This window comes from Clostridium carnis (assembly GCF_054657435.1).
On the sequence record NZ_BAAHYS010000001.1, the window covers coordinates 973673 to 986899 of the forward strand.

Here is a 13227-nt window from a genome sequence, read left to right on the forward strand (position 1 = left end):
ATTCAAATATAATTTTTTAGATTTTTATTATATTTAAAATAAAATTTTTGGCGCCTTACTTTATTTATAAATACAAAAAAACTCTCATCCCTTATATAAAAGGACGAGAGTTGTACTCACGTGTTACCACCTTAATTTATCATTATCTCACAATAATAACCTCTTCTAGTACGTCAATTAAATTGATTATACTATAGCACTTTAACGGTTGCCTCCGGTACTGCCTACTGGTTGTTATCTTTGGGAGTACAGCTCTGAGATGTTATTCAAACTAACTTACTTATCCCTTCACAGCTACTGGGACTCTCTGAAAAGCTACATTAATCCTACTTCTTCTCTTCAACGCTATTAAACATTTATTGATAACAATATTATCATCTTTTTTTTATCTTGTAAATAGTTTTTCATAATTTTTTTTATAATTTATATCCTTTTAATTTAAAATATTTTATTTTAAATATAATTATATCTATGGGTTAATTTATTATTTAATTCTATCTAACTATATATAAATAAGTGTCTAGGCTTCTCTCAACATCTTCTCTCTAACTAAAAAATGTTATATTGGTCTATGTGAACTACCACTTATTAAAACATTGGTATTTCTATATTGCCCAGCATTCTTATTATCTATTCCTTTTAAAATTATATAATGTAAATCTTTTATAACTCTTTCACTAATGTCTAAATTTTTACTAATTATATCATCAATATAATCTATTGCCTCTTTATGATTTATAACTTCCAAATGTTCTTTTAAACTTTTCCCTTTTCCAATTGTAAGCCCATCTTCTAATATAACTTTAGTCTCGGTTATTGTTAAAGTATTTCCTTCTATAGCATTTGAATTATATGTTAACTCTACATCAAAATATTTTTTCAAATTCTCAAGTGCTTTTTTATCTAAAGGTCTCTTACCATCAAGTATTATCTTTTTTTCATCTATTGCTTTAAACATATTATCACCTCATACCAATTTATATTCAATTTTATATATTTTTCATATTATTTTACTTTTTATACCTTATAGTTAATATATTAAATTTATTATATCATTGTTGTGACGTAAATTGTTTTTTCTAAAATAAAAATAACTCCTTAATTTAAGAAGTTATTTTTATGGTATTTCTATAAATTATATATTTATTCTAATAATATAACTATTTTATTTAAATCTTGCAGTAATAGCTTGTCCTTGCGCATTTGAAACATCTACAGAAATATGTGTTTTATTTCCAGAAGATATAACTTTAATTCTGCTATCAAGGTTTACTGCTGTTAAATTTGGTTTATCTATATCAATTTCTATTGTTCCATTATTCTCCATAGTTGGATCAGAAATAGATATATCTAAATATCCATTAGATATTTGTGTCATTACTGAAGCTTTTTTATTTACTGTTATATAATCTACACTTTGAATAGTATCTGTCCAGAAGTTAGCTCCTATAATATTTAAGGAGTTTTTCTTAACCGCTTGTACCTCTGGAGTATTAACAAGTACAGTAATATCTGGATTTTGATAATAATCCTTTACCTGACTTGCTGACATATTTGGTAAAAGTACATAAGAATATACATCATTAGTAGGATTAGCTCCATGGTTAAACCATGTAGTTACATAATTTCTTGTTATTTTTGTATTAGATGCTGATGATCTTATATCAGACCATGCTCCTGTTCTAGCTTCCCTTAAAGCATTAATTGTAACACCATTTGAATCTGGGAAATAGTATCCTACATCTGAATTAGATGTATTTCCTTCTAAATGCATCCAGTGAACGTTATTTAAAGTTTCATTCCAACCTAAAGTTGAAGATTTTTTAATACCATCAACTGTAAGTGTATTTGTTCCTGTATCATTTATCTTACGATTATCAACAATTGTTTCTATGTCTCTATTGTCTGTACTATTTATACCAGTACCCAGAGCAACAACTTCTTTATCAAACATAAACCAAGATTTCTTAGCTTGTAAAGTCATATTTAATTTATTAGTAATATTTCCAGTTAATAAATCCTTATGTCTCTTATCAAGGAACATACCAGAAACTCCGAAATTACCTAAAGTTGTACCACCAACCCAACTTTGTGGGGAAATTATCTTACTTGCTGTTTGATCGCTTGGTGAAGTTGGTTGCTTTAAAGTATCAACTGTTGTTCCAGGTAGACGATATGCATCTACTGTAGGCCAAAAATCATTTGCAAAATTTCCTATATCTCCATTATAAAGATAAGTCATACCATCATTTGTATGCCAACCATGTAGATTTTCTCCATTCATAGTTTCATAATTGGATGTACGATTTGAATACATGCTAAGACCTAAAGAAAATGAAGGTGTCCTATGAACTACTCTATCCATATTAGAAAAATTAAAGTGTCCTGTTAATTCACCTGCTGGTTTAATTGTTGCATCATTAAGAATTTTTAATGCTTGTGTTTTTACAATAATATCATTACTATTAGCGACAAAATCTCTATATGTATCTTGTTGAATCCAATATTTAACCATACTTTTATAATTGCTTGCATATGGTTCTGGTGCTATTTGTGCTATTTGAATAATAGTTCCTATAAGCATAGCTCCTATTTCATGATCTTGGTATCCACCTCTTGCTATAGCTCTTCCACTTGCCATATCCATAGCAGAGCCCTTATATATTAACGGTGCTATTCCCTTTTCAATCCAATTATATATGTTACTTACATTTGGATCTGTAACACTCCAAGTACTTCCGTCAAGTGCAGATAGTATCTCTGATATACCCTGTACTAAAACTTGTCCATATGTATTATTGTATGGTACAAAAGAATGCTGTATAAATGATCCATCCTTATAAATTCCTTCACCTGAGTTAACTAATGTAAAATTCTCACTTATAGCATCTCTTCCCGCTTCTATAGCCTTACTGTCCTTTGTATTTATACCATAGATTATTGAAACCTTTGATGTATCTGAAAGATTTCCCCCTGTAGATTTTACTGTACTATTAAATGAGTCTGTATAATACTTAGGATCTGGTTGAAAATATTGTACAGAACTTTCAAAACGGTTTACTTGTTCTGGTGTTAAATAATCATAAATCATAGAAACTATATCATTAAGAGTTTTTGGAGAACCTATATGAAAATCCCACCAGTTTCCATTTCCTGTTCCATTAGCTCCAACAAAATCTTCTACTTTATGATTTTTATTGTATACGTTTTGATTCATCCACTCAAGACCTCTAACTATGTCTCTTAAAAGTTCTACATTCCCTTTAAGTGATGATCCTTCCATTAAGAAAGCTTTTGTCATAGTAGCAAGATTTGCATAGTTTGAAGTTATTTCAGATGCTGGATGTTTAGGACCTCCTGGAACAATACATGGAATATTAGTCCATAAATATTCTTTTGTCTTATCCATATTACTCCATACATTTTGAGCTGAAGTTGCAACCTTATTAACCATACTTTGTATTGCTGGATCATTAATATTATAGTTTTTTCCTCCAATTAAAGAATATTTATATCTTTCTCTAAGATTATCATATTCATCTACTGTATAATCATCCACTGTTATTTTGGATGTTGCTGTATATTTATTATCACTAGTACTTACCGTAATAGTTACATTACCTGGTTTTAGAGCTTGTACTAATCCGCCATCTACAGTTGCAATAGATTGATCACTTGATTTCCATACTAAATTTGCTACTGGCATAACTGCTGGCATAAGTAAAACATATCTTCCCTTTGGAACTGAAACATTAGTTTGTTCTACTGTAAGACCATTAACTTCAATATCAGAAGTTGCCTTTTTAGAGCTATCTGAGCTAGATACCGCAGTAATTTTAGTTTTACCAGGTTTTAATCCAGTAACTACACCATTGTTATTAACTGATGCAACTGAAGGTGTATCTGAGCTCCATATAACATTTTGATCACTAGCATTGCTTGGAGTAATTATCTTATTAAGAGTAACTTTATCTCCTACATTCATAGTAGCACTTACTTTATCAATAGCAACATCTTGAACTAGTATTCCTACTATATTAATATCAGCATAAACCGATTTACTTGAATCTATAGTTGAAGTCCCAGTAATTCTAGCTTTACCATCCTTCAATGCAGTAACTGTTCCATTACTATCAACAGAAGCAATTGTACTATCAGATGATATCCAATCTACTGTATTTGTAGCAGCACTTGGACTAAAGGTTGGATTAAGAGAAATAGTATCTCCTTTAGATAAACTTATACTATTACTTGGAATAGTCATATCATCTATTACTTCATTTAAACTAATGTCATCAACCCATGCTGTTCCATTTGCAGCAGCACTAGTACCATAGATTATAGATATCTTCACACTAGCGGCATTGGAAGCTATTATTTGATCATTATTTACTTGCATCCAATCCACAGTTCCAGACTTAGTTACATCTACAGAACTTATTTGTGTACCTCTACCATTTGCTTGAGGGAACTGCTGAAATCTAAAGCCTATAGTATTTCCTGTAATATTATTAGTTTTTAACCAAGTAGAAAACCTAAATTTTTTACCTGCACTACCAGAAGGTAAATCTATAACCTTGGATATAAATAATCTAGTAGCAATATTATTTGTAGCGTCTATTCTTAAACCATTATTCCCAGATTTTATAATATCGTTTACAACAGAAATTTTAGGGCTATTAGCTGTAGGGGTGCTAGGATTACTACTTACACTCCATCCTGTTGTAATCTTTGAAGGATCACTCCAATAACTTGCATTACCACCTGATCCTATTGTTTCAAAATCTCCATTTACAACTAAATTTGTTGCAGCTGCTTTTACAACTAATTCTGAAAGTCCTACTGGTAATAAAGTCATAATCATAGCAAAAACAATAGAAATTGATATACTCTTTTTTGCTTTCATAATATTTTTCTCCTTTCACATGTAAAATTTTAGAAAAATTCTGATTTTTTCAAAAATAATGTTATGCTTAAAATTTTAGTCTAATAAATTATTTAATTTTTAAGTTTATTATTTATCTACCTCCTTATTCCAGATTATGATATCGTATTCTTCAATGCAATATTATCACAAATTGTGCAACGTTTCAACAATTTTTGAAAACATATACATTTGTTTTTAATATTAATTTTATTATAATAAAATTAATATTAAATATTTAACTAAAAAAATCTCTCTAACCTTAAGTTTGAGAGATTTTAAAATATACTTTAATTTTATTTTTTATTTATTTTATTTAAATACTTCTTCCATGTTTCATTCCAAGATTCATATTCCTTATCTTGTCTACGATCAATTAAGTTAGTATTTTTTGATAAATACTCTCCCATATAATCTGTTACTTTTTTAGCGCCAGAAAAATTCATATGATCTCCTTTATCATATGTTTCCTTTAACCAATCTATTTTAAGTTCATCATTTTTTAAATTTAAATCTATTAAAGGTAAGTTATTTTCTTTTGCAAAATTTTTAACCCCATTATGTTTTTCATAAGTCCAGTTATGTGGTGTAGGAGCACTATATAAAATCAATTGAATATTTTTTTCTTTACAAAGTTCTACTATTTTATCCAAATAATATAATGGTACTTTTTTTATTTCCTTAACTTCATCTGTTTTGTTAATATAATTTCCCTTTGTATATGGCTTGATTTTATTATTATAATGAAATCCTTTCATTATATTTATTTTTTCTTTATTAGAGTTAGTATTATTATTTTTTGCAATACCAAAAGTAAAGTCTTTCCATCTATTATGATACTGATATATTTTAAAATTGTTTCCTAAAATACTTTGTACCACTCTAGTTGTTTCATCATACATTTTAAAAGATGTATATATAGCATTAGTTTCAAGCATAACTACTTTTGGTGTCTGATTTTCAATAGCTCTTTCAAGCAAATAATATATTTCTTGTAATCTTTGCCCTGAAAGTCCTAAATTATATCCTGCAAATCCATATTTATTCCATATTTCCATTGGAGAAATACTTGTATAAGCTTCACTATCACCAATAACAAAATAATCAATAGTATCTTTTTCCTCAAATTCAATACCTTTTCCAACAGTATTTTTTACGAAAAAGGGAGTTAAAGTTATCAATATAAGTAAAAATATACTTATAAATATAATTGGTTTTATAATGTTCTTAAAACGCATATGCTTTACCTCCTAAAATCCTGCATAAATTAGTTCTGCTGGAAGATATCCTTCACCATACGCTCCAAAAATAATTACTATTAATAGAGCAGAGTAATAAAAACCCCATCTAAAGAAAATATTCCAAGTAGCTATTTTTTCACGAATTAATATTTGCTTTTCTTTAAGAATTCCTACAATAAATACAATAACTAATGAAAGTATTACTGCAGCAAAATCTCTCTTTGAAAGTCCTAAATTTAATATTGATCCATCTATTGCAACGGACCAAGAAAATTTTGTGAAAATAGACTGAAACATTATTAATCCTGCTTTTAGTCCATTAGCTCTAAAAAATAACTCACCTATAAAAATAATTGTAAGCATCTTTATAGATTGTGAACATCTATAAAGAATATTGTTTTTATTTATTTTTAATAATGAAATAACTTTCTTATTTAATGGTTCTGTTATTTTACCAAGTAAAATAAGTACAAAGTAATACATACCAAAGAATATATAACTCCATCTAGCTCCATGCCAAATTCCATTAGCAATCCATACTAAAAATAATGGGATCATAGTAGAAATAACTTGTCCTGTATGCTTTCCAAACTTCTTCCTTGTTTTCTTACCAAGTTTTTTAATAAATTTAGTTAATGATACCGGATAAAATATATAATCTTTAAACCAAGTTCCCAAAGTTATATGCCAACGTTGCCAAAATTCAGCTGCTGTTTTTGAGAAAAATGGTTGACGAAAATTCTCTGGGATTTTTACTCCAAACATTTCTCCAACACCAATTGTTATATCAATAGTTCCAGAAAAATTCATATATAACTGAAATGTATAGCTTATTGCTGCAATTATTATTATAATACCACCATATCCTTCGTAATTATCAAATACAGCTTTTACAAGTATATTTAATCTATCTGCTATAACAAGGTTCTTAAATAACCCCCATACAACTCTTTGCATTCCAAAAGTCACATTTTTATACTTTAGTGATTCTCCACTATATAAATCTTTTGCTGTATCTGAATATCTACAAATAGAGCCTTCCATTATTATTGGAAAAAATGACATAAATAATGCTACTCTAGGCAAATTCTTATCAGCTTCAATTTTGTCTTGATAAATATCTACTATATACGATACAGCCTGTAAAGTATAAAATGAAATTCCAAGTGGAAGTATAAATTTCCATTGAGGTAATAAACTTGTCACTGATAATTTCTCAAGAATAGGATTTATATTTCCAACTATAAAGCTAAAATATTTTAGGAATATTAATATACCAACATTAAGTAATATACCAAATAATAAAATCATACGCTTTTTCTTTTTATATGATTTTTTTAATATTGCACTATTATCTACATTTTTCTCTTTTTTTAAATAACTTTTTTTACACCATAAAAGACAAAGACCTAGAATATAGATTGAGACTGTGGATACCAATAAATATATTATAAGTTCTCTACTCATTAAAAAGAAAAAAGTATAACTTGCAAGCAGTAGAACTGACCATCTATATTTTTGTGGCATAATACTGTATAAAAGTAAAACAACTGGTAAAAATCCAAAAATATAATTAAGTGAAACGTAACTCATTTAACTTTCCTTTTGTAATCTTTGAATCATAATCCACATTGATTCTGCTGAATTAAAATTTGCAGGAATTAAATCTACTGGTCTTATTTCAATTTCAAAAGCATCTTCTAACTCTGTAACTAAGGATAAAATAGATAAGGAATCAAGACAACCATTATCAATAAGTTTATCTTCTACCTCATAATTAATATCTGGATCAATACTCTCTAAAATTTCAAATAATTCTTTCATATAAATTACCACTCTTTCTTAATTATTTTTATATTGTATATAATTTAATGTATCTGTAGGAAAATTATTCCTTGCTAAATTAAATCCATGTTTTTTTGAATATAAAAGTACTTGTGGAAGTTCACGACTTAAAAATAAAGATATACCTTCTGATACTGAGTATGCACCTACCATTTTAAATATTAACTTGTCCTCTAATTGAAGATTAGCAAATGGATATTTCTTTACAAGAACATCATTCATTGTGCACAATGAGCCACAAATAGTCCATTCCTTTATATCTCCACCTTTTTGTTCATTCCAATGAATTATAGGAGGTTTTTTCATTGCTAGCATTTGACCAAAATAATTAATATGGTGAATTCCGCCATCAACTATACAATAGTTTTCATTTTTATTTGATTTCATGTCAACTATACTTGTAACATATGTACCACAAGATGCTGCAATAAATCTTCCTATTTCCAATACAATTTTTCCCTTAAAGTTCATATTTTTAATTTTTCTAGCTAAAGCATTTAAAATATCCTCTTCACGATTTTCTTCTTCTTGGAAGTAATAAACTGGAAGCCCTGGGCCATATTCTAATCTTTTAGGTGAAAATCCATAAGACTTTTCTAAATTACTACAAAAATCATCTAGCATACTAAGTTCTTTTTCTATTTTAGCCTCTGATTTTTTTTGAGTACCTGTGAAAAACTGTATACCTTCAATTTCTATATAAGGATATAAATCTTTATTTGAAATAATCTGGTGAATATCTTCTTCATTAATTCCAAATTGATTACCAATAGTTAAACGAAGTAATACTCGAAGAGATAGATTGTATTTTTCAGCATATTCTCTAATTATTTTCCATTGTAATAATGATTCAACAGTATAAATAACTTTATTACCATATTTTAAAATTGCATCTTTAACATCTTCAGCATTCTTATATACGCCAGACATAATCACCTTATCCATAGCTACATCTGCTCTTTCACAAATATGAAATTCACCAGGTGAACATACTTCAAAGCTATCAATTACTTTTTCCATAGACTTAATTAAAAATGGATTTGCCTTCATTGCATAGCATAAATCAACGTCTAATCCTAATGTAGATTTGATTTTTTTAATTCTATCAACTAAAACATCTGTGTCAAAAATGTAAAAAGGTGTCTTATATTCAGCTATAGCTTCTTTTATAAAATTATTACACATCTATTATTTTAACCTCCCATACTCCCTAAGTTTTTTTCTATCTATTTTACCATTTTGAGTTATAGGAAGTTCTTCCATTGAATAAAATACTTTTGGTATCATATGAATCGGTAAAGATTCACGCATCTTCTTCTGAATTTCTTTTCTTTCCATACTTCCTACATAAAAAGCAACTATTTTATTCTTATCGCTATCAAAAATGCAACATGCCCTATCAATTTCATCATAACTATTTAATATTGCCTCTATCTCTTCTAACTCAATACGATATCCCATATATTTTATCTGAAAATCTTTACGCCCAGCAAAACATAGATCTCCATCATTATTATAAGCTGCAAGATCCCCAGTTCTATATATAATCTCCATATATTCTGAATTCAATGGATTTTGTACAAACGCCTTACTAGTTTGTTCTTGATTATTATAATATCCTAAAGCAACAGCTGTACCAGATACACATATTTCTCCAACTTTATCCTTTTCAGTAATTTCTTCATTATTTTCACTAATTAAAAATACCTTTTCATTTGGGAATGCTTTTCCTATTGGAAGTATTTCATCAGCTGCAAAGTCCCTATTAACACAATAATATGTGCAATTACAAGTTATTTCAGTTGGTCCATATAAATTTACAAAATTAGCCTTTGGTAATGCCTCTTGCCAAAGCTTCAAATGTTTTATTGGCATTACTTCACCACTAAATAATATTTTATTTACACTTGTTGGAATTTTATATGTTAAGCCTTTTAGCTGAGTTATTAAGCATAATGCAGATACTGCCCATATCATTGTTGTGATTTTTTCATCATCTATATAGTCTAATAATTTGGTAACTACTGAAAAATACGATTTTGGTATTATTACCATTGTAGCTCCAACCTTTAATGCTGAGTATATATCCTTTACTGATACATCAAAGTCAAATGGAGCCTGATTTCCAATTACATCATCATGTGTAATTTGAAATATATCAGTGAAATATTCCATAAAATCTATTACCCCTCTATGGCTCACCAGAACCCCCTTTGGAGTACCAGTAGATCCTGAAGTAAAATTACAGTAAAGAGGATCTATGTCTAAAGATAATTCTCTTATATTTCTCAGCTTGTCCTCTTTTATTTCAGTTTCTATAATTTTATTATATTCAAGTATTTCTCCACAAAAATTCATTTTTTTAATAGTATCTACAAACTCACTGTGAGTTATAATACATTTTGATTTGGTAATTTCTAAAATTTGTTTAATTCTAATATCATGTTGCTCTGGACTAATAAAAACATAAAAACATCCAGCAGATATTATACCCATAAATGAATTTAAGGCCTCAACGCTTTTATTCATAAATACAATAACTGGCTTTCGTGGAAGTTCATATTCTAATATTGCACTTCCAATATGTTTACTATTTTCAAGTAATTCCATATATGAACAGTTACTTTTATCATCTTTTACAGCAATCTTATTAGGATACTTTTTAGCTGAACATTCAAGGTATTCTAATACATTTTTCATTATTATCTCCTTTCTAGTTACATATTAATAGTATATATCCTTTTCTAAATATAAATTTCATCTTATAACCATTGAATTTTATCTATCGATACGTAATTTATATTAAGTCACCTATGCATTTAATATAATTATGATATCAATATAAACTTATCTTATTCTTTATTAAACCTTAATATTTCTAAAGAATTTCTCTTATCCTTTAATCTTTACGAACGATTTTAGGAAGACTTATAATAAATTGTGTTTTATATGGTGAAATTGGCTTCCTAACAAGAGAAATATTACCACCATGCTTTTCTACAATTTCTCTTACAATTGCAAGTCCCAACCCTGTCCCTTGTTTATTTGATCTTGATTCATCTCCAATAACAAAAGGATTGAATAATGTTTCCGCAATATCCTTACTTATTCCAAAACCATTATCACCTAACATAATTTTAATATTATTTTTTTCATTGTATAAAGTAAAATATAAAGTTGTTCCTGGCAGATTATATTTTATGGAATTTCCTATTATATTGTCTATTACTCTCTTCATATGTGAACTATCAAATTCATAATATATTGAATCATCAGGAATATCTACCTCAAGAAGATATCCAGCAAATTCAAGTTCTTGATATTTATCAGCTAATAACGCTTTGCAAAATTCACAAATATCTATTTTTTCAATTTTTAATGAAAAATCTGGGTGTTCTAGCTTGCTATATTCACTAAAAGTATCTATTAATTCTGAAAGTGTATCTGCTCTTTTACAAATAGTATCTAAATATCTTCCTCGTTCATTTTTGGGAACTAAACCATCCCTAATAGCCCTTGAATATCCTTGAATAACTGTAATTGGAGTTTTTAAATCATGAGAAATATCTGCAAGCATCTTTTGCCTACATTTATCAAGGTTCTCTCTCTCTATTTCACTTTCATCAAGCCTTTTAGCAAGTGCACTAAAATTATCTACTATTTCTATAAATTCACTAGGTCCTGAATAGTTTTTAAGATTTGTATTTTTTTTATTCATATAATCAAGAATCGCTGTATTTAAAGGATTTAATAAACCTTTAGTTCTTTTACTTAACCAAATCATTGAAAATATTATCATAAAAATATATGCAAGAATAAATGATATCCAACTATATGTCCAAATTGAAATAAGTTGGTCATATTTTTTATCAGCCCCTATTTTTGCCATAAACACTGCATAACGTATATTATTTGAAGTAGTATTAAACTTCATTTTTCTAATTTCAAAATCACTGGTATATTTGCCCATATAAATCTGCAATTTTTTTTCTGTAAATTTTTCACCTATCGGAAACAAAGTTCCATCAGTTACATGTAAATTTTCATCAAGGGCTACATACGCATCAGAATATGAATCTACAGATATAGCTTCATCAAAACGCATAATTAATCTTTTTATCCCAGTTGATGTTTGATATTGAGATACAGAATAAAAATATTCATCTTTTATATCTGGAATGTATTTAATTTCATCTAAAGAAAAAGTAGCCGATTGATTTTTCGAGCTTGAATAAACTATCTTTCCACTTTCATTGAATATAATCATTTCAGAATGTTTCCCAAGATACTTCTGCAATAAAATATTTTTATACTGCTCTGTTTCAAAATTCCCAAGCTCTTTTGTAAGATTAATGTATTTCGGTTCGTAATATAAGTTCGCAGTATATAATGTAGTCATACCATAAAGCAAAGCAGCAACAGCTAAAAATGCTAATATAAATATAATTTGATTTTTAGCCAGCAATGAAAAAAAACTACCTACTTTTCGTTTTTTATTATGAATTCTCAATTTTATAACCCAATCCCCTTATTGTCTTAATATATTTAGGGTTTTTAGGATCATCTTCTAATTTCTCTCTTAGCTTTGATATATGTACCATCATTGTATTATCATCACTTTCAAAAAATTCTCCACAAACACTTTGATAAATTTGTCCCTTTGTAAAAACCCTTCCTGGATCTTTCATTAATTTAACAAGAATTTTAAATTCCATGGGAGAAAGATTAATTGTTTGCCCATTTTTTCTAACCTTAAATGAGTCAATATCTATAGAAAGTTCACCTAATGAAATCTTAGTGTTTTCCTTTATATCTGAATTATTGCTTCCAAGCTTATAAAATCTTCTTAAATTAGAATTGATTCGTGCAATTATTTCTATTGGACTAAATGGCTTTGTCATATAATCATCTGCACCTATATTAAGTCCAAGAAATTTATCATATTCTTGATTTTTTGCAGATAAAATTATAATCGGGATATTACTGTACTTTCGAATCTCCTTTATTACATCATATCCATTCATACCAGGCATCATTATGTCAATAACAGCTAAATCAAATTTTTTAGTTTCTGTAATTTTAAGTGCATCTATACCATTATCAACAGAAACAACATTATATCCTTCACTCGACAAGTAAAGTCTTAATAATTCCACAATATCTGGATCATCTTCAGCAATTAATATATTATAAATCATATTTATTATCCTTTCTGCT

9 protein-coding genes and 1 other annotated feature are annotated in these 13227 nt (G+C 27.9%); all 9 genes read right to left on the reverse strand.

What is annotated here, in order from left to right; translation table 11 throughout:
• Positions 1–96: 96 nt before the first annotated feature.
• Positions 97–352 (reverse strand) — a binding site (T-box leader).
• 207 nt (positions 353–559) lie between these two features.
• Entirely contained in the window at positions 560–958 is a 399-nt protein-coding gene (locus ACYQ1T_RS04510; RefSeq protein ID WP_459832289.1) for a Fic family protein, read from the reverse strand.
• A gap of 207 nt (positions 959–1165) precedes the next feature.
• The gene (locus ACYQ1T_RS04515) at positions 1166–4906 is read right to left on the reverse strand and encodes a polysaccharide lyase family 8 super-sandwich domain-containing protein (RefSeq protein WP_459832291.1); all 3741 of its coding nucleotides are present in this window, start codon (positions 4904–4906) and stop codon (positions 1166–1168) included.
• A gap of 314 nt (positions 4907–5220) precedes the next feature.
• Positions 5221–6162, reverse strand: a complete 942-nt coding sequence (locus ACYQ1T_RS04520; RefSeq protein WP_459832293.1) for a hypothetical protein — start codon at positions 6160–6162, stop codon at positions 5221–5223.
• 12 nt (positions 6163–6174) lie between these two features.
• Complete coding sequence (locus ACYQ1T_RS04525; protein WP_459832296.1) at positions 6175–7758, reverse strand: MBOAT family O-acyltransferase; 1584 nt, start codon at positions 7756–7758, stop codon at positions 6175–6177.
• Positions 7759–7989: a phosphopantetheine-binding protein gene (locus tag ACYQ1T_RS04530; RefSeq protein ID WP_459832298.1), complete on the reverse strand. Its 231-nt coding sequence runs from the start codon at positions 7987–7989 to the stop codon at positions 7759–7761.
• A gap of 18 nt (positions 7990–8007) precedes the next feature.
• Positions 8008–9195 (reverse strand): diaminopimelate decarboxylase family protein, encoded by a 1188-nt coding sequence (locus ACYQ1T_RS04535; RefSeq protein ID WP_459832301.1) that lies wholly within the window; start codon positions 9193–9195, stop codon positions 8008–8010.
• 3 nt (positions 9196–9198) lie between these two features.
• Positions 9199–10710 (reverse strand): amino acid adenylation domain-containing protein, encoded by a 1512-nt coding sequence (locus ACYQ1T_RS04540; RefSeq protein ID WP_459832304.1) that lies wholly within the window; start codon positions 10708–10710, stop codon positions 9199–9201.
• Positions 10711–10909: 199 nt separating this feature from the next.
• On the reverse strand, positions 10910–12520 hold the full coding sequence (locus ACYQ1T_RS04545; RefSeq protein ID WP_459832306.1) for a sensor histidine kinase: 1611 nt from the start codon (positions 12518–12520) through the stop codon (positions 10910–10912).
• The gene (locus ACYQ1T_RS04550; protein WP_459832309.1) at positions 12507–13208 is read right to left on the reverse strand and encodes a response regulator transcription factor; all 702 of its coding nucleotides are present in this window, start codon (positions 13206–13208) and stop codon (positions 12507–12509) included. Before ACYQ1T_RS04550 ends, ACYQ1T_RS04545 begins: the two co-directional genes overlap by 14 nt.
• Positions 13209–13227 lie beyond the last annotated feature (19 nt).

Excerpts from the sequence above, each read along its gene's own strand:
- ACYQ1T_RS04510 (WP_459832289.1), bottom strand. The coding sequence starts at position 958 with ATGTTTAAAGCAATAGATGAAAAAAAGATAATACTTGATGGTAAGAGA.
- ACYQ1T_RS04515 (WP_459832291.1), bottom strand. The coding sequence starts at position 4,906 with ATGAAAGCAAAAAAGAGTATATCAATTTCTATTGTTTTTGCTATGATT.
- ACYQ1T_RS04520 (WP_459832293.1), bottom strand. The coding sequence starts at position 6,162 with ATGCGTTTTAAGAACATTATAAAACCAATTATATTTATAAGTATATTT.
- ACYQ1T_RS04525 (WP_459832296.1), bottom strand. The coding sequence starts at position 7,758 with ATGAGTTACGTTTCACTTAATTATATTTTTGGATTTTTACCAGTTGTT.
- ACYQ1T_RS04530 (WP_459832298.1), bottom strand. The coding sequence starts at position 7,989 with ATGAAAGAATTATTTGAAATTTTAGAGAGTATTGATCCAGATATTAAT.
- ACYQ1T_RS04535 (WP_459832301.1), bottom strand. The coding sequence starts at position 9,195 with ATGTGTAATAATTTTATAAAAGAAGCTATAGCTGAATATAAGACACCT.
- ACYQ1T_RS04540 (WP_459832304.1), bottom strand. The coding sequence starts at position 10,710 with ATGAAAAATGTATTAGAATACCTTGAATGTTCAGCTAAAAAGTATCCT.
- ACYQ1T_RS04550 (WP_459832309.1), bottom strand. The coding sequence starts at position 13,208 with ATGATTTATAATATATTAATTGCTGAAGATGATCCAGATATTGTGGAA.